Source organism: Pseudomonas sp. PAMC 25886, from assembly GCF_000242655.1.
Classification (GTDB): domain Bacteria; phylum Pseudomonadota; class Gammaproteobacteria; order Pseudomonadales; family Pseudomonadaceae; genus Aquipseudomonas.
This window is the reverse complement of record NZ_AHHC01000050.1, coordinates 437,754-453,376: the sequence shown is the minus strand read 5'-3', so window position 1 is coordinate 453,376 and position 15,623 is coordinate 437,754. Positions and strand designations below refer to the sequence as shown.

Here is a 15,623-nt window from a genome sequence, read left to right as displayed (position 1 = left end):
TTCTTTATTTCGCAAACGCATACTCCCCGCCCTGTTCCAGCGCCTTGCGATACGCAGGCCGTTCCTGGAACCGTTGCACCCACGCCGCCACATTCGGGTACGCCTGCAACTTGCCCTGGGCCCGGGCGATTTCGCCGATGAAGCTCATCTGGATATCCGCGCCGGTCAATTCCTCACCCACCAGGTACGGCGATCGCCCCAACGCGTCGTCCAGGTAACCCAGGTGATTGGCCACCTCGGATTCGATGCGCGGATGCAGCGGCGCGCCGGCATCGCCCAGGCGTCCGACATACAGGTTGAGCATCAGCGGCAGCATGGCCGAGCCTTCGGCGAAGTGCAGCCATTGCACGTATTCGTCATAGGTGGCAGTGGCAGGGTCGGGTTGCAGGCGACCGTGGCCGTGGCGGCGAATCAGGTAGTCGATGATGGCGCCGGACTCGATGACCACCTGGGCTCCGTCTTCAATCACCGGTGATTTGCCCAGGGCATTGATGGCCTTGAGTTCAGGTGGTGCGAGGTTGGTTTTCGGGTCGCGCTGGTAGCGCTTGATCTCGTAGGGCAGGCCGAGTTCTTCGAGCAGCCACAGGATGCGTTGCGAACGGGAGTTGTTGAGGTGGTGGACGATGATCATGGTGGCTCCGCTGGGCGAGAATAGGGGCGTATAGGCACAGACCGCTGTGGCGCTGTGGAGTGCCGTGAATTAAATGTGCTTCGATGACGGCATGAAAGATGGATAATCACCACGGCAAGCACTGATTACACACCGGATAGAAACCATGAATCGTCAAAAAAAACTACAGCAGCTGTTCAAGGCCAAGGCGAAAAAGGCCAGTGCCAAACTGGCACCGGCCCGCAAGGACAAGTACATCAGTAAAGCAGACCGCCTGAAACTGGCGGCTGAATCTGCTGATGAGACGGTTGTTTCTTCTGAGAGCTGATCCAGAAGGCCTAAGCATCATCCGATAGGGAATCGACGGAAAAACCATGAACACTGCTCAACTCGCGATTCAGCACTACATACTCGCCAAGGACGGCAACCGCCCGCATTTGCTCAGCCAGGCGTTCGTTCCGGACGCGATCCTGGACATGGTGGTGCGCACCGGGTCCATCTCGTTTCCGCCCCACGTCGAAGGGGTGGGCAGCATCGGCGATGTGCTGGTGAGGCGGTTCGGGCAGACCTTTGAAAACGTCTATACGTTTTGCCTGGGGCCGCCACCGGAGGCGGGGGCCAAAACCTATCAGTGCCAATGGCTGGTGGGCATGTCCGACAAGAGCTCCGGCGAAGCCCGGGTAGGGTGTGGTGTGTATGAATGGCAGTTCAATGCCGAAGCGGGGCTGGTCGAAAGGCTGACGATCACCATCGAGCATATGAAGACACTGCCGGCGTCAGACCTGGGGAGCGTGATGAGCTGGGTGTCCGGCCTGAGTTACCCATGGTGCAGCCCGCAAGCCGCCGTGAGCGAGGCCCCCGATATTGACGGGATTGGAGAGGTGCTCCAGTACGTTGCGGCCTTATGACTCGGTGTTGCACCGTAGATCGAAATCCGCCCGTGCCTGTTCAATCTCCTCCAGGTTGTCAGCCGCCCAGACCCACACGCCACAAAAGGCGGCACCCAGCGTAAAGCCGAGGGTTGTCAGGCTGTATTCAACCTTCGGCGGCACGACCGGGTAGACCTTGCGCACCACCAGGCCGTCCCTCTCCATTCCTCGCAAGGTCTGCGTCAGCATCTTCTGGCTGATGCCGCCGACTCGCTCACTCAGGCGCGTGAAGCGCAGCGCGGTCACCGTGGTGGAGCTTGCCCCGCCCGGCACCGAAACACCGCTGCTCAGGGCCGAGTTCGCGGAAGAAATGAAGAACGAAAAAGGCATGGACCCGGTGCTGATGGTGCAGCAATGCATTCGGCAAATCGAAGCCGGCCAACTGGAAATAAGCCCGGGCCTGAGCAAGGTGCTGAAGGTGGCCAGCCGGGTTGCGCCTGGCCTGATATTCAAACAGATGACCAAGCTCAGCCGGCTGGCGCCGTTGCGGCCTTCAACATGATCGGACGATGAAAGGGCACATCATGATCATCAGGATCGCATTTTCGCGGCAGGCTTGGTTGCTACAACAGGTTTGCCGGCTCTTGGAGCAGCCGCTTTTGAAGTGACAGCCAGTGCCGTAATCGGTTGTACAGTGAGCTCCAAACCGATCGCGGTCATTAGCTTTCTGATGGTTTCAAACCGCGTTTTCGAGCCGGCTTTCAACACTTTATAAAGGCTTTCACGATTGACCCCGGCATCCTTGGCGACCTTATTGACGCCTTTGGCTTTTGCGACTTCAGCCAAAGCGTGAATAAGACCTTCCGTCTCTCCGGTTTTCAGGCTTTCAGCCAAGTAAGCCGCGATAGCTTCCGGGCTATCGAGAAAGCGCGAGGCTTCGTAACGAGTCGTGCCTGTCGTGGTGAGGCTGAGGATTGGCATATCCTCAGGATTGAATTTATCGCTCATATCATTTACCTCTCAGGGTATCGAGGATCGCTTTAGCTTTCTTGATGCCCCGCTTTTGATCTGTTTTATCGCTTCCGCTGAGCATCAAGTACTCTGCGATCCCTGACCGCACAAAGTAAATTCTGTACCCAGGCCCAACAAAAACGCGCATTTCGCTCATCCCTTCGCCAACCGATTCGCAATCACCAAAATTGCCGGCTCCGGCACGATCCAGGCGGGTCAGGATGGCCGTTTTTCCCAGAGCATCATTCACACGGTCAAGCCAATTCCCAAACTCGGGTGTTTGGTGGATTTCGTATATTTTTTTCTTGTTGATCATAGTTCCATTTGTAGCTATATGGCTACATCTTAACGACGCGAGGTTGTGCGCAAATGAAGGAGGTTTCAGCGCCCGAGCGACCTTATATAGGCCCCTCCAGGCGCACAAGCCGGCGGATTCCGACACAACTGTAGGCATTGGAACCAAGTGCTGTGCTCACAGCCCAAGGGCTATGATTGCTTCAATGCGCATCCGCAGACGGCTGCTTCGGCGGCTGCACCTTGCGCATCAACGGCACCAGCAACACGGCGACGATGAAGCACACCATGATCATCAGGAACGCGTCCGCATAGGTCAGTGTTTGCGCCTCGCGCCAGGTCAGCGCCCACAGCTGATTCAGCGCGAACTGGCTGGCGTCCAGGCTGTTTTGCCCAAGCAACTGGGCGTTACCTGAAAGCTGCTCAAGCCAGACATTCATCGATTCGTTCCGGATGTTCAGGTGTTCAGCCAGGCGCAAGAAGTGCAGGTTGGTGCGGTCGTTGAGCACCGTGGCGCAGGCGGCGATGCCGATGGCGCCGCCGAGGTTGCGCATCAGGTTGAACAGGCCCGAGGCGAGTTTCAGCCGATCGGGGGCCAGTGCGCCGAGGGTCAGGGTGACCACGGGCGGCACTGCCATTTGTTGGGCAAAGCCGCGTATGGCCTGGGGCAGCAGCAGCTCCTTGGCACCCCAGTCGTGGGTGATGGGGGAGAAGTCCCACATCGACAGGGCGAACAGCGATAACCCAAACATCAGGATCCAGCGCAGGTCGAAGCGATTGGCCAGTAGCGCGTACACCGGGATCGCCAGCAACTGGAACACCCCCGTGGAAAACACCGCCAGGCCGATATCCAGCGAGCCGTACCCGCGCACCCGGCCGAGAAACAGCGGCGTGAGGTAGATGGTGGCGAAAATGCCGATGCCGGTGATGAATGAAAACAGGCAGCCCAGGGCGAAGTTTCTGTCCCGCAAGGCGCGTAAATCGACAATCGGCTCCTTGATTTCCAGGCAGCGCCAGATAAACAGCCCGCCGCTGACGGCGGCGATCCAGGCGGTGGTGGAGATGGTGCTGTCACTGAACCAGTTCCAGCGCGGGCCTTCTTCGAGGGTGTACTCCAGGCAGCCGAGAAACACCGCCATCAACGCCATGCCGATATAGTCGGCGCCCTTGAGCAATGACGGGTTGGGGCGGTCGACCTTGACCAGCATCGGCACTGCAAAGGTCACAAACAGGCCGGGCACCAGGTTGATGTAGAACAGCCAGTGCCAGGAGGAAATATCGGTAATCCAGCCGCCCACGGCGGGGCCCAGCGTGGGGGCCAGGGACGCGATGGCGCCGATGGTGGACGCGGCGATCACCCGCTGCTTGCCGTTGAAATACATGAACGCGGTGGTGAACACCAGCGGGATCATCGAGCCCCCCAGAAACCCCTGCAAGGCGCGAAACGCGATCATGCTCTGGATGTTCCAGGCCATCGCGCACAGCAGGCTGGTCAAGGTAAACCCGGCCGCCGAGGCGGCGAACAGCCAGCGCGTGCTCATCACCCGCGAGAGCCAGCCCGACATGGGGATCACGATGATTTCCGCGATCAGGTAGGCGGTCTGTACCCACGCCGTGTCGTCCGCGCCGGCTGACAGCCCGCCGCCGATGTCCTTGAGCGAGGCGGACACGATCTGGATATCGATCAACGCGATGAACATGCCCACGCACATGGTGGCGAAGGCTGCGACCTTTTGCGCCGTACTGAGGGCGGGCAACGGGCTGTTCATAGCTGGGCCTTGAGTGCGCCGGCCTGGTCGTCGAACGCTTCCTGGGTGTTGACCTTGGCCATGACCGACAAGCCCGGGCGCAGGGCGCCAAAGTCGGCGTCATTGCTGTCCAGGCGCACGCGTACCGGCACGCGCTGCACGATCTTGGTGAAGTTGCCGGTGGCGTTTTCCGGTGGCAACACACTGAACTGCGCGCCGGTGGCAGGGGCCAGGCTCTCGATGTGCCCGTGGAATTCGCGGCCGGGGAGGATATCGGCGCGGATGCTCACGCTTTGCCCAACCTGCAGGCGGCCCAACTGGTCTTCCTTGAAGTTGGCGTCCACCCACAGCCCCTTCGCCGGCACCACCGAGATCAGTTGGCTGCCGGCCGCGGCGTAGGCACCGACCCTGGCGCGGCGGTTGCCCACATAGCCGTCCACCGGGGCCCGCAGGTCGGTGTAGCTGAGGTTCAACTGCGCCTGGTCGCGTTCGGCCTGCGCCTGTTGCAGTGCGGCGCGTGCCTGGCCGCGCTGGGTTTCAATCACGTCGATTTGCCGGCGTGCCGCCATCAACCCGGCTTGCGCCCGGGAGTGATCGGCGCGGGCGGTCTTCCACACGGCGTTGACCCGTTGCGCGCTTTCGACCGACACGGCCTGGCTGCGCACCAGGTTCTGGTAACGCGTCTGATCGTCGCCGGCCCGTTGCGCCTCGGCGTCGGTGGCGTCGATCTGCGCCCTGGCCTGGTTGATCACCGCCAGTTGCAGCTGTTCGGTGGCGTCCAGGTTGGCGAGCGCGGCCTGTTGCGCAGCCACGGCGCCGTCAGCTTTGGCCAGGGCGGTGCGGTAGTCGCGCACATCGATGCGCGCCAGCACGTCGCCGGCGTGCACGAACTGGTTGTCCTGCACGGCCACTTCGCTGATATAGCCGGGCACTTTGGCGCTGATGACGGTCACATCCGCCCCCACGTAGGCGTCGTCGGTGTCTTCAACAAACCGGCTGACCAGCCACCAGTGGCTGGCGTACCAGACGCCGCCCGCCACGCCCAGGGTCAGCAGCCCCAGGCGCAGCACCTGTTTGCGCCGGGATGTTTTGGTGGGTTCGGGCACAGCGCTGACTTGAGCGTCCATGGCGAAATGACCTCATTGAGTATTAGTGGGGGAAGGGGCTGACCAGTTGGTCTTTTTCGGCGTAGGCCCGGCCGGTTCGCGCGCGCCACAGGGTCAAGGGTTCGGCGTCGGCGGCGACATGCACCCGGTGGCCCTCGCGGGTGATGGGCTTGCCGGTGTTGGCGTCCATCAACGCGAGTTTCACGGGGCGCCCGGTGGCTTCATCGGCCAGAAACACCTTGGTCGAGCCTTCGGTATGCCGTGCGCCCCAGGCCATCAGCGTGAGAATGACCTGGCGCAGCTCCCGACCGGCTTCGGTGAGGTGGTACTCGTGGCGCGGCGGGTTGTCCTGGTAGGGGCGCCGCTCCAGCAAACCGTGGGTCACCAGGGCGTTCAGGCGGCGGGTCAGGGTGTTCGAGGCGATCCCGAGGCTCTGGAGGAACTCATCGAAACGGCGCAGCCCGTAGAACGCATCCCGCAGGATCAACAGGCTCCAGCCATCACCAATGTGCTCCAGGGCACGGGCGACCGGGCAGGGCATGGGTTGGAAACTGGCTTTTTTCACGATGATCTCCGGGATCTGTTGCTAAATATTACGAGAGTAATATTGCACAGTGGATTTCATAATGAAAGTCACCAGGAGAAAAATTATTGCACGCACAAAAAAGCCCTGGCGGGCAGGGCTTTTCAAAGAAGATGCCAGCGGATTTTCAGTTTCAAGACACCGTTAATGCTTCCCCAGCGGTGGCCTTGGTCCGCGTTGCGCGCAGCGCCATCACCAGGGCCAACACCGGTGCCAGGGTAAACAGGGCGAACAGCCAACGCGCCGCATTGGCGACGCCGGCAGTGCTTGCCACGTCATTGATGCCCGCCATGTTCGAGATCACTCCCGCCAAGGCCGCGCCCATGGCCATGGCGAACAGTTGCAGGGTGGTGATCGACGACGCCGCCGTGTCCTTATCCTGCTCCGACGCCACTTGCAGAATGCGCGTCAGCAGGTGCGGCCAGCCCAGGCCGATGCCGAAACCCACCAGGAACAGCGCCAGGCAAATAGGTGCCAGCAGCATCCAGTCCCCGTGACCGGCGATGGGTGTGGTGATCGCCAGAATCACCAGGCCCGCCACGATAAACAGCGGCCCGGCGAGGATGGCGCGGTGTGGACCACGGCCGGTCCAGCCGGAGCTGAGGATTTCCGCGACGGTCCAGCCGGCCGCCATCAGCGCCGCCATGTAGCCGGCAATCAACGGTGACTGGCCATGCAGGTGCTGCAGAAAGTACGGCATGAAAATCTCGCTGCTCATGCCGATCACCAGCAAGCAGGTGGTCGCATACAGCGCGCAGAGCGGGGTGCTGAACTTCAATGCATCCCTGGGCAACAGGCGGACCGTGGCGTTGGACTCCTTGCGGATCAGCAGCCACACTAGCACGGCACAGATCGCGATGCCCAGCAGGTTCCAGCTCGGCAGCGACGAGACGCTGCCCGCACACACCGCCAACACCGCGCCGGCCAACAGCACCAGTTGCGGTACCGGCAAACGGGCGGTAGCCGTCGCTGCAGTATCGCGTGGGGGCAGGGCGCGACTGGTGAGCACCATGTACGCCAGGCTCACCGGCACCATCGCGCCGAAGGCCAGGCGCCAGGCGTCCATCTCGGCAAACACGCCGCCCACCGCCGGCCCGACCAGCGTCGCCACGCCCCACATGCCCGACACCAGCGCCATTGCCCGCGGCCACAAACGCTCTTCGAATACCAACTGGATCATCGAATAACACAAGGCCAACAAGACCCCGCCGCCCAAGCCCTGGATGAAACGCCCCGCGAGCATCACCGGCATGCTCGGCGCCAGCGCGCAGATCAACACGCCCACCATGAACACCAGCGTCGCCACGGCATACGCCAGCCTCGGGCCGGTGCGTTGCAGCAATTTGGAGGTGAGTGCGGAACCGAGGATCGAGGCCACCACGTACAGCGTGGTACTCCAGGCGTACAGCTCCAGGCCGCCGATTTCGGCGACCACTGACGGCAGGATGGTGGTGGCGATGTAGGTGTTGGTGGCATAGAGCGCTATGCCACCTGAGAGGGCGATGGAACGGGTGGCGTTCTTGCCGCGGAGCAACTCGCCCCAACTGCTGTCTTGGGTGTGCATCAACGATTCCTTGTAATGCATTCGCGGCGCAAGCCGGCGAAGGGCATAAGCATCAGGCTTGGCTTAATTAACCAAGTTTGTGCTTGGAATATTGAAGCGAGGCTGATTATTTTGCAAGCGATGACTTGGCGTTTCGTGGAAACCCATCCTTCACGCCTGCGCCACCTCCCGACCCGTACGTGAACCCGCACGTCGCGAGCGCCAGCCGAGAACCAGCACCATCAGCAAGCCCAGGCCCGCCATGATTGCGCCAGCCAGGGAAATCGCCGGGTAGCCCAATCCCGCGCTGAGCACCGCCCCACCCAGCGCCGCGCCGATGGCATTGCCGAAGTTGAACGCGCCGATGTTCATGGCGGATGCCAGGTTCGGTGCATCCTTGGCCGCTTCCATCACGCGCATCTGCAACGGTGGCACCAGCGCAAAGCTGGCTGCGCCCCACAACAGGATCGACAAGGCGGCAGGCAGCGGCCATTGCATGAGTACCGAGAACGCCAGCAGCACGGCAATCAGCACCACGAGGGATGTGATCAAGGTGCGGTCCACCGAACGGTCCGCCGATTTGCCGCCCCAGACGTTGCCAAGGGTCAGGCCGATGCCGAACAGCACAAGCATCCCGGTGACGAAGTTGGTCGAGGCATGGGTGACATCCCGCAGAATCGGCGCGATGTAGGTGAACACCGTGAACATCGCACTGGAGCCCACAACGGTCAGAGCCAGCGCGGCAAGCACCGGCCCACGGCCCAGCACGCGGATCTCGGCCATCAGGCTGCCGCCTTTGGGAGCCGGCGCATTCGGCAGCGCCCACCACAGGGCGGCCATGACCATCGCGCCGAGCCCGCTGATGCCCCAGAACGCGGTACGCCAGCCGAAGTTCTCACCGAACCAGGTGGCCAGGGGCACGCCGCCAATGGTTGCCAGGGTCAGCCCCAGGAACATCGCCGCGACGGCCCCCGCGCGTTTGTCTGGCGCCACCACGCTCGCGGCCACGATCGAGCCGATGCCGAAGAATGCACCGTGGTTCAACGAGGTCACTAGCCGCGCCATCATCAGGGTCTGATAGTCGGGCGCCAACGCCGACAGCAGGTTACCCAGGGTGAAGATCGCCATCAGGCCGATCAGCAGGTAACGGCGTGGAACCCTGGCGGTCGCGAGGGTCATGATCGGTGCGCCGATCAGCACGCCCATGGCGTAGGCGCTCACCAGCAACCCGGCGGCGGGAATGGACACATCAAGATCGCTGGCGATCCCGGGCAACATGCCCATGGGGGCAAACTCCGTGACACCGATGCCGAAGGCGCCGATGGACAGTGCTAAAAGCGGTGGGTTGATACGCATGGGTGACTCCTCATCTGTGTGCCAAATGCTACAATCCTGCCTTTTCCAGCAGTAGCCCCAAGTGGGCCACGACAGCTTTGCGTGGAGCGCACAAATGGACATAGGCGGGCGGTCAGGGGAGATGGCGGTATTTGCCATGGTGGCGGAGCAGGGCAGCCTGTCGGGCGCGGCGCGTGCCTTGAGCCTCACGCCGTCGTCGGTCAGCCGGATCATCGCGCGCATCGAGCGGCGAATCGGTACCCGGCTGCTGCTGCGCACCACCCGGGCGATCACGCTCACCGCCGAGGGCGAGGCCTACCTGCGCGGTGCTCGGCGCATCCTGGCAGACATGGCGGAAATCGAAGATGCAATCACCGACCAGGGCGTGCCCCGGGGGCGCTTGAGAGTCAGCGCGGCGCTGGCCCACGGGCGGCTGTCGATCGTGCCGCTGATTGCCGCATTCAGCGCGCGCTACCCGGCCATCGTGGTGGATCTGCTGCTGGGGGATGAAGTCGTGGATATCCTGGGTGGGCAAGCGGACGTGGCGATTCGCTTTGGCCTGTTGGCCGACAGCCCGTTGACCGCGCGCCTGATCGGGTCCACCGGGCAGCTCATCGTGGCCTCGCCGGACTATCTGCTGCGCAACGGCACACCGCTGGTGCCCCAAGACTTACTCGACCACAACTGCCTGCGTTTCAACTTTCGCCGGGCAGCACCCGATTGGCCATTTCGCCAGGACGGGCGCGATTTTTCGCTGAAAGTCGCCGGCACGATCGAGGGCAACAGTGGGGAAGCATTGTCCCAGTTGGCGAGGCTGGGCGCAGGCATCGCGCGCATTGGCGCATTCAGCGTGGCCGACGATGTGAGAAGCGGCCACCTGGTGCCGCTGCTTGAAGCCTATAACCCGGGAGACCGCGAGCCGATTCACGCGGTGTTCGTCGGCGGCGCGGCGATGCCGGCGCGGGTGAGGGCGTTTGTCGATTTTTTGGTGGAGCATCATCAGACGTGACCGGGCACTTCACACCGTCAGTTTCCGACTGAACTTGGTCTCCATCACGATGTGGGAAGCCGTGTGCGCCACCCCCTTGATCATGTTGATCCGGGTGAGCTCGGCGTTGAGTTCACTCAGGGTCGTAGTGGCCAGGTGAATGATGAAGTCGGACTCACCCGAGACCGCATACACGGCCTGCACCGCTTCCATCTTGCGCAGCGAGGTCATGACGTCGGTGTAGCTCTTGTTGGTGCAGGAGGTCATGGTGAAGCAATTGATCGTCTGCTGAAGCCGGTCCTGGTCGATGCGCACGCTGTAGCCGGTGATCACCCCGGCCTTTTCCAGGCGGGTGATCCGCTCCTGCACTGAAGAGCGCGACACCCCAAGCTTGCGGGCCAATGACGCGGTAGGTTCGCGTGCGTTGGCCTGCAGCAGGCCAAGCAACTGCCGGTCCTTGTCGGTGAGGTTAAACAGTGGACCGGGATTCTGCGTTTCCATGGACACGTCCTTGACCTCGCTCGGGTTCAGTTCTTGTGAGTTGCCCTGTGTTGCGAACGCCTTTCCTGAAACATGTCCATCATCTTCAGGCCCGCGTACACCGTTTGTGCGGCCGCCGGGCCGAGGGGGCCGCCGTTCCATTCCAGGCCGTAGGCATCAAACAGACGGTAGCGATCGGTTTCGCCGCAAATCGCCTCGGCGATGACGCGTGCGCCGATCGGCGCGGTGTTCATACCATGGCCACCAAATGATGTACATGTCCACAAGCCTTTCCCGAGCGGGCCAATGTGCGGCATTTTATGCCGCGCATAGCCCATCAACCCGGACCAGGCTTTTTCGATCTGGAGGCCGCGCAACTGTGGGTAAACGTCGAGGATGTCTTGCGTCAGCAACTGCCCCAGGCGTTTTTCATCTTGCAGGTTGCGGGTGGTGATGCGGCCGCCCCACAGCAGGCGGTCACCCTCGACGATTCGGTAATAGTCCGAGGCCCGACGGTTATCGCCCACTGCATCGCTGGTACAGACGGCCTCCGCCAGGCGATCGCCCAGATGCTCGGTCAGCACCGCATAGGTAGCGATGGGCAGGAAGGCGCGGCGCAGTTTGCCGAACTCCGGCCCGCCGTAGCCGCCGCAGCAGTACACCACCTGGGCACAATCGACGCTGCCCTGATCGGTGACGACCCGGTGTCGTCCGTTGCGGCTTTCGACGCGGGTCATGGGCGAGCGTTCATGGATTTTTCCGCCGCTGGCTTCGATAAGCCGGGCCAGGCCGAGGCAGTAATTCAAGGGGTGGAAGTGAAAGCCATGGTTGTCTCGCAGTGCCTGGAAATACCGCTCGGTCTTGAGCTTTTCGCGCACCGCCTGGCGGTCCAGGTAGTCGAGGTGAAAGTCGAAATCCGCGGCCATTTTGTCGCGCATGCGCTGCAGATTCTCGCCATCCTCGTAGCGAACCACGCTCAGTTTTCCAGGGGTGGGTGTACAGCCCGGAAATTGATGAGCGGCGAGCATGCCCCGAACAATATCGACCCCTTCAAGCGACAGTTTGAACAGCGCGGCGGCTGTCGGTTTGCCGCAGCGCCGTTCGATGGACGACAACCCTTCAGACCAGCCTTGAAGCACAAAACCGCCATTGCGCCCCGACGCTCCCCAGGCCACACGGCCCGCGTCGAGCAGCACCACGGACTGCCCGCGCGAAACCAGCTCCCACGCGGTACTCAACCCCGCCAGCCCGGCGCCGATGACGCACACATCGGCCTGGACATTGCCTGACAGCGCCGCACGCTCAGTCGTCTCGTGCATCGTGGCGGTGTAGTAATTGTTGTTGTAGGTGTACATGAAGTCCGTCGTCCTTTTTTCGCGGCGCAGGCATACAGCGCGCCGCGTCGAGGACGGGCGCCTGTATGGCCTGTGGGATTTTTATTGCACTTGGGTGAGGTCGGCGCCGTACCATTTTTCAGACAGCTGCTTGAGCGTGCCGTCGGCTTTCATGTCGGCGACGATCTTGGTCAGCGCGCTGTTGAAGGCTTCGTCACCCTTGTCCACGGCTATGGCCAGGGGCTCGTAGTAGGCCGGCTTGCCTTCGACCCTGACGATTGGATAGCCATTCTTGATGGCCGCGACGATGGTTGGAAGCGCGGACAGGGTAGCGTCCAAGCGGACCCCGTTACCCATGCGCAGGTCATCCAGCGGGCCCATGCTGTCGCCGTACGTGCGAACCTCGCCGGGTGTGACGTCATAGGTAAACGGCGGCACATCGGCGGCGTCGATCTTGAGGCGACGATTGATGTAGTCCTCCGAAGTCGTACCGGCCTCGACGCCGATAATCTTGCCGTTCAGGTCCGCCAATTTGGCTGCGGCAGCGTCCTTGTGCACCGCAAATACATACGGCGTGTAGTAGTAGATCGCGGGAAAGTCGAGCACCCGGGTGCGCTCGGTGGTGGGGGTCATGGAGCCCACCGACAAGTCCCAGCGGTTCGACCAGCGGCCAGCGGTGATGATCCCGTACTCGGGCGTCACGAAGTCGACTTTACTGCCCAGGCGTTTGCCGATTTCGCTGGCGACGTCGATATCAAACCCTTGCAGTTTATTGTCCGGCCCCAGGAACGATTGCGGTGGCCAGTTGGCGGAGGTGGCCACTTTGATCACCTTGGTTTCATGGATACGGTCAAGGGTCGAGCCCGCCCAGGCGGTGCCGGTGAGGCCGGCGAGGGCGGAGGCGACAGTGGCTGCGGCGACGAAGCGGGTGAGCGAGATCATGGGTAAGCCTCCAGATATCGTGAGTACGGATTTTTGTTGTTTTGGTCGATGTCCGACGATGCTTCTCAGTGGCTGAGAATCTGCGACAGGAATTCCCGGGCACGCTCGTGCTGCGGGTTGTCAAAAAACTCGGTGGGCTTGGCCTGCTCGATGATGCAGCCCTGGTCCATGAAGATGATTCGGTCGGCAACCCTTCGCGCGAACCCCATCTCGTGGGTGACGCAGACCATGGTGATGCCGTCCTGGGCCAGTTCGCCCATCACGTCCAGCACTTCCTTGACCATCTCGGGGTCAAGGGCGGAAGTGGGTTCATCGAACAGCATGATGCGCGGGCGCATGCACAGGGCGCGGGCAATGGCCACGCGCTGCTGCTGGCCGCCCGAGAGCTGGCCGGGGTATTTGTCGGCCTGGTTCCCGATGCGCACCCGGTCAAGGTATTCATAGGCCAGTTCCCGCGCCTGCTGCTCGCTGAGTTTGCTCACCAGGCGCGGCCCTACCATGAGGTTTTCCAGCACCGTCATGTGCGGGAACAGGTTGAATTGCTGGAACACCATGCCCACCTGGCGCCGTATGCCCGCCACGCAGGCGGCATCACGGGTCAACTCGGTGCCTTCGATAAATACGTGGCCTTTCTGGAAGTCTTCCAGCAGGTTCAGGCAGCGAATCAAGGTGGACTTGCCGGAACCCGACGGCCCGCACACCACCACGATTTCACCGCTGGCAATGTGCAGGTCGATGCCCTTGAGCACATAAAAATCGCCATACCATTTGTGCATGTCTTGAATCGAGATGGCGGGATACGGAGCAGGGGCTACTGAAGGCTGATTCATCGTCATGCTCCTGGTTCAGCGATGGGCGCGGTTGAAGTGTTTTTCCAGGCGGGCCTGAACTGTTTCCAGCACGATCGACAGCAGCCAATACAGCACGGCGGCAGTGATGAGCATCTCCAGGTGGCGGAACTCGGCGCGTCCCTGGGTTCGCGCGAGGAACATCAGCTCCCAGACCCCGATCACCGACACCAGCGAACTGTCCTTGAGCATCGAGATGAACTGGTTGCCTGTTGGCGGAATGATCAGCCGCATGGACTGCGGAAGAATCACCCGGGTCATGGTCTGGAAAGGATTCAGGCCAATCGCCCGCGACGCCTCCCACTGGCCCCGCGAGATACTGCTGATACCGGCACGGAAGATCTCCGTCATGTAGGCGCCATAACACAGCGAGAGCGCCAGGATGCCTGCCGGCACCGCCCCGACGACATAACCAAGTTGAGGAATGCCCAGGTAAATCAGATAGATCTGGATGAGCAGCGGAACGCCGCGGAAAAACGAGGTGTAGAAGCTGGCAATCGCAATTGCGAAGCCGTTGGAAGACAAGCGTGCGGTGGCGCCCAGCAACGCCAGGACGAACGCAATCGCAATCGAAATCGCCGACACATAGACGGTGGTGAACACCCCTTGGGTGATCATGAAACCGATTTTGGTCGCGATAAAACTATAGGAAAGGTTGAAGGTGTCGAAGAACAACAGGAACAGTACCAACAACTCGCACCACACCGTGATGATCTGCGCGCGCAAGGGAAAGCGGCCGAGGATGAACAGGTTCAGCACCACCGTCAGGGTGAACGTGCCGCCCACCGCAATGTCACGCGCCAGCGGTGCCTTGAGGTCGAGAACGATGGGCCCCATCAAGTGGGCAAGGCGGCCTTCGCCCACGCCGCACGCCAGCGTGATGATGAAAATCACCACGGCGACTGCGCCCATGAATACGGCGCTGTCCGTCATGCGGGTCTTGACGATATGGTCTTTGTACATGGCTTACGCGCCCCGGGGTGAGCCCCTTTATTGTTGTCGGTCCATTATGGGTTGGCGAAATGCCGGGCGGCACCCTGCGGATTGTTGGGATTGGCGGTTTTTTTTTGCGTATGTGGGGAGGGGAGCCATACATCTGATGGCTGGAGTCATCAGGTTTTGCCAGCATTCATTTCGCGCCAGACTCATGCGCATTCATCGCGGGGAGAAAATAGGGGTGCAGACCACCTTCAGGTGATGGTGGTCTGCCCCCCATTCTCACTTGATGAGGTCAGGCCGAGTGGACTTGAGCATCGCTGCGCTGACCGTGCCTTGAACCGAGCAGGTGACCATACCTTTGCTGGTCTTGGTCACGTCTTGCGGCGCAGGTTCTACCATCAATATCCGTTCTGCCGTATCGGTGACCAGCTTGCCTGCATTGTCATCGCCGTTTTCCGGTACCCAGGCTGACTGCTTGTGCGACCAGATTTGCGCGCGGGCGTAAATCCCGTTGGCGCTCTCCAGGTTGCTGCCGGGTACTTTATTCAACTGGGCGTAAAGCTCATCGGGTGCCTGCTGGGTGTAGAAGCCCCAGCCAATGATGCGTGAGCCCATCAGGTCCTGATCTTCCACAAAAAAGCCGGTCAGCGCGACACCACTCAGGGTGACCGGCGTGTCGAATACCCACCGCTGCCCCATGTCTGTTTTGGTTCCGCCACTGAACGTCATCTTGCCGTTGGCCAGCGCACTGGGAATGCGTTCCTTGAGACCCGGCTGATTGACCACGGCCAGAGAGTTTTCGTCACAGGCGAGAAACGTTTGCAGTGGAGGCGTGGCGGCGAAGCTGCTGGCGCAAGTCACCAGCGCGGCGAAAGGGAAGAGCAGTTGATGCCATTTCATTGAGTGACTCCTGGGGTAGAAATGAAGACTTTCTATGCGACACCTCAGGAACACGCGAGTCCTGGTGAGTGGGTGGGACTGCGTGTAGCCGAG

At 61.6% G+C, this 15,623-nt stretch carries 19 protein-coding genes; 4 read left to right on the top strand and 15 right to left on the bottom strand.

What is annotated here, in order from left to right; translation table 11 throughout:
• Nucleotides 1–4 precede the first annotated feature (4 nt).
• The gene (locus MUM_RS0117635) at nucleotides 5–631 is read right to left on the bottom strand and encodes a glutathione S-transferase family protein (RefSeq protein WP_010172130.1); all 627 of its coding nucleotides are present in this window, start codon (nucleotides 629–631) and stop codon (nucleotides 5–7) included.
• Between the two features lie 145 nt (nucleotides 632–776).
• On the opposite strand from MUM_RS0117635, the gene MUM_RS1000000133335 reads away from it, so the two are divergent.
• Nucleotides 777–938: a DUF2986 domain-containing protein gene (locus MUM_RS1000000133335; RefSeq protein ID WP_010172128.1), complete on the top strand. Its 162-nt coding sequence runs from the start codon at nucleotides 777–779 to the stop codon at nucleotides 936–938.
• Nucleotides 939–984: 46 nt separating this feature from the next.
• Nucleotides 985–1,518: a hypothetical protein gene (locus tag MUM_RS0117625; protein WP_010172126.1), complete on the top strand. Its 534-nt coding sequence runs from the start codon at nucleotides 985–987 to the stop codon at nucleotides 1,516–1,518.
• Here MUM_RS0117625 and MUM_RS1000000134895 read toward each other — a convergent pair.
• Nucleotides 1,513–1,869: a winged helix-turn-helix transcriptional regulator gene (locus MUM_RS1000000134895; RefSeq protein ID WP_010172124.1), complete on the bottom strand. Its 357-nt coding sequence runs from the start codon at nucleotides 1,867–1,869 to the stop codon at nucleotides 1,513–1,515. The genes MUM_RS0117625 and MUM_RS1000000134895 overlap by 6 nt on opposite strands.
• Between MUM_RS1000000134895 and MUM_RS1000000133330 the strand changes: the two genes are divergently transcribed.
• On the top strand, nucleotides 1,850–2,041 hold the full coding sequence (locus MUM_RS1000000133330; RefSeq protein WP_177325002.1) for a hypothetical protein: 192 nt from the start codon (nucleotides 1,850–1,852) through the stop codon (nucleotides 2,039–2,041). The genes MUM_RS1000000134895 and MUM_RS1000000133330 overlap by 20 nt on opposite strands.
• A 29-nt stretch (nucleotides 2,042–2,070) precedes the next feature.
• Here MUM_RS1000000133330 and MUM_RS0117610 read toward each other — a convergent pair whose 3' ends face one another.
• From MUM_RS0117610 to MUM_RS0117580, 7 genes are all read right to left on the bottom strand, one after another.
• A complete protein-coding gene (locus tag MUM_RS0117610; RefSeq protein ID WP_010172120.1) occupies nucleotides 2,071–2,487 on the bottom strand; it encodes an addiction module antidote protein in 417 nt (138 codons plus the stop codon).
• A 1-nt stretch (nucleotide 2,488) separates the two neighbouring features.
• On the bottom strand, nucleotides 2,489–2,806 hold the full coding sequence (locus MUM_RS0117605) for a type II toxin-antitoxin system RelE/ParE family toxin (RefSeq protein WP_010172118.1): 318 nt from the start codon (nucleotides 2,804–2,806) through the stop codon (nucleotides 2,489–2,491).
• Nucleotides 2,807–2,987: 181 nt separating this feature from the next.
• Nucleotides 2,988–4,553 (bottom strand): DHA2 family efflux MFS transporter permease subunit, encoded by a 1,566-nt coding sequence (locus MUM_RS0117600; protein ID WP_010172116.1) that lies wholly within the window; start codon nucleotides 4,551–4,553, stop codon nucleotides 2,988–2,990.
• Nucleotides 4,550–5,659, bottom strand: a complete 1,110-nt coding sequence (locus tag MUM_RS0117595; RefSeq protein WP_010172114.1) for an HlyD family secretion protein — start codon at nucleotides 5,657–5,659, stop codon at nucleotides 4,550–4,552. The genes MUM_RS0117600 and MUM_RS0117595 overlap by 4 nt, the downstream gene beginning before the upstream one ends.
• Nucleotides 5,660–5,681: 22 nt before the next feature.
• Nucleotides 5,682–6,203: a winged helix-turn-helix transcriptional regulator gene (locus MUM_RS0117590; RefSeq protein WP_010172112.1), complete on the bottom strand. Its 522-nt coding sequence runs from the start codon at nucleotides 6,201–6,203 to the stop codon at nucleotides 5,682–5,684.
• 151 nt (nucleotides 6,204–6,354) lie between these two features.
• The gene (locus tag MUM_RS0117585) at nucleotides 6,355–7,785 is read right to left on the bottom strand and encodes an MFS transporter (RefSeq protein ID WP_010172110.1); all 1,431 of its coding nucleotides are present in this window, start codon (nucleotides 7,783–7,785) and stop codon (nucleotides 6,355–6,357) included.
• A 150-nt stretch (nucleotides 7,786–7,935) separates the two neighbouring features.
• Nucleotides 7,936–9,120, bottom strand: a complete 1,185-nt coding sequence (locus MUM_RS0117580; protein ID WP_010172108.1) for an MFS transporter — start codon at nucleotides 9,118–9,120, stop codon at nucleotides 7,936–7,938.
• A gap of 94 nt (nucleotides 9,121–9,214) precedes the next feature.
• On the opposite strand from MUM_RS0117580, the gene MUM_RS0117575 reads away from it, so the two are divergent.
• Complete coding sequence (locus tag MUM_RS0117575; protein ID WP_029615969.1) at nucleotides 9,215–10,108, top strand: LysR substrate-binding domain-containing protein; 894 nt, start codon at nucleotides 9,215–9,217, stop codon at nucleotides 10,106–10,108.
• 9 nt (nucleotides 10,109–10,117) lie between these two features.
• Here the strand turns inward: MUM_RS0117575 and MUM_RS0117570 are convergent, their stop codons facing one another.
• The 6 genes from MUM_RS0117570 to MUM_RS0117545 all read right to left on the bottom strand — a co-directional run bounded on the left by MUM_RS0117570 (nucleotide 10,118) and on the right by MUM_RS0117545 (nucleotide 15,530).
• A complete protein-coding gene (locus MUM_RS0117570) occupies nucleotides 10,118–10,588 on the bottom strand; it encodes an Lrp/AsnC family transcriptional regulator (RefSeq protein ID WP_010172103.1) in 471 nt (156 codons plus the stop codon).
• Between the two features lie 26 nt (nucleotides 10,589–10,614).
• Nucleotides 10,615–11,922, bottom strand: coding sequence for an NAD(P)/FAD-dependent oxidoreductase (locus MUM_RS0117565; RefSeq protein ID WP_010172101.1), 1,308 nt, complete (start codon nucleotides 11,920–11,922; stop codon nucleotides 10,615–10,617).
• A gap of 81 nt (nucleotides 11,923–12,003) precedes the next feature.
• Complete coding sequence (locus MUM_RS0117560) at nucleotides 12,004–12,843, bottom strand: transporter substrate-binding domain-containing protein (protein WP_010172099.1); 840 nt, start codon at nucleotides 12,841–12,843, stop codon at nucleotides 12,004–12,006.
• 65 nt (nucleotides 12,844–12,908) lie between these two features.
• Nucleotides 12,909–13,673, bottom strand: a complete 765-nt coding sequence (locus MUM_RS0117555) for an amino acid ABC transporter ATP-binding protein (protein WP_010172096.1) — start codon at nucleotides 13,671–13,673, stop codon at nucleotides 12,909–12,911.
• A gap of 15 nt (nucleotides 13,674–13,688) precedes the next feature.
• Nucleotides 13,689–14,654, bottom strand: coding sequence for an amino acid ABC transporter permease (locus MUM_RS0117550; protein WP_010172094.1), 966 nt, complete (start codon nucleotides 14,652–14,654; stop codon nucleotides 13,689–13,691).
• 255 nt (nucleotides 14,655–14,909) lie between these two features.
• Nucleotides 14,910–15,530 carry a hypothetical protein gene (locus MUM_RS0117545; protein ID WP_010172092.1) on the bottom strand — a complete coding sequence of 207 codons (621 nt, stop codon included), beginning with the start codon at nucleotides 15,528–15,530 and terminating at the stop codon, nucleotides 14,910–14,912.
• Nucleotides 15,531–15,623 lie beyond the last annotated feature (93 nt).

Excerpts from the sequence above, each read along its gene's own strand:
- MUM_RS0117545 (WP_010172092.1), bottom strand. The coding sequence starts at position 15,530 with ATGAAATGGCATCAACTGCTCTTCCCTTTCGCCGCGCTGGTGACTTGC.
- MUM_RS0117585 (WP_010172110.1), bottom strand. The coding sequence starts at position 7,785 with ATGCACACCCAAGACAGCAGTTGGGGCGAGTTGCTCCGCGGCAAGAAC.
- MUM_RS0117560 (WP_010172099.1), bottom strand. The coding sequence starts at position 12,843 with ATGATCTCGCTCACCCGCTTCGTCGCCGCAGCCACTGTCGCCTCCGCC.
- MUM_RS0117610 (WP_010172120.1), bottom strand. The coding sequence starts at position 2,487 with ATGAGCGATAAATTCAATCCTGAGGATATGCCAATCCTCAGCCTCACC.
- MUM_RS1000000133335 (WP_010172128.1), top strand. The coding sequence starts at position 777 with ATGAATCGTCAAAAAAAACTACAGCAGCTGTTCAAGGCCAAGGCGAAA.
- MUM_RS0117555 (WP_010172096.1), bottom strand. The coding sequence starts at position 13,673 with ATGAATCAGCCTTCAGTAGCCCCTGCTCCGTATCCCGCCATCTCGATT.
- MUM_RS0117625 (WP_010172126.1), top strand. The coding sequence starts at position 985 with ATGAACACTGCTCAACTCGCGATTCAGCACTACATACTCGCCAAGGAC.
- MUM_RS0117580 (WP_010172108.1), bottom strand. The coding sequence starts at position 9,120 with ATGCGTATCAACCCACCGCTTTTAGCACTGTCCATCGGCGCCTTCGGC.
- MUM_RS0117570 (WP_010172103.1), bottom strand. The coding sequence starts at position 10,588 with ATGGAAACGCAGAATCCCGGTCCACTGTTTAACCTCACCGACAAGGAC.
- MUM_RS0117595 (WP_010172114.1), bottom strand. The coding sequence starts at position 5,659 with ATGGACGCTCAAGTCAGCGCTGTGCCCGAACCCACCAAAACATCCCGG.
- MUM_RS0117550 (WP_010172094.1), bottom strand. The coding sequence starts at position 14,654 with ATGTACAAAGACCATATCGTCAAGACCCGCATGACGGACAGCGCCGTA.
- MUM_RS0117600 (WP_010172116.1), bottom strand. The coding sequence starts at position 4,553 with ATGAACAGCCCGTTGCCCGCCCTCAGTACGGCGCAAAAGGTCGCAGCC.
- MUM_RS0117635 (WP_010172130.1), bottom strand. The coding sequence starts at position 631 with ATGATCATCGTCCACCACCTCAACAACTCCCGTTCGCAACGCATCCTG.
- MUM_RS0117575 (WP_029615969.1), top strand. The coding sequence starts at position 9,215 with ATGGACATAGGCGGGCGGTCAGGGGAGATGGCGGTATTTGCCATGGTG.
- MUM_RS1000000134895 (WP_010172124.1), bottom strand. The coding sequence starts at position 1,869 with ATGCCTTTTTCGTTCTTCATTTCTTCCGCGAACTCGGCCCTGAGCAGC.
- MUM_RS1000000133330 (WP_177325002.1), top strand. The coding sequence starts at position 1,850 with ATGAAGAACGAAAAAGGCATGGACCCGGTGCTGATGGTGCAGCAATGC.
- MUM_RS0117605 (WP_010172118.1), bottom strand. The coding sequence starts at position 2,806 with ATGATCAACAAGAAAAAAATATACGAAATCCACCAAACACCCGAGTTT.
- MUM_RS0117565 (WP_010172101.1), bottom strand. The coding sequence starts at position 11,922 with ATGTACACCTACAACAACAATTACTACACCGCCACGATGCACGAGACG.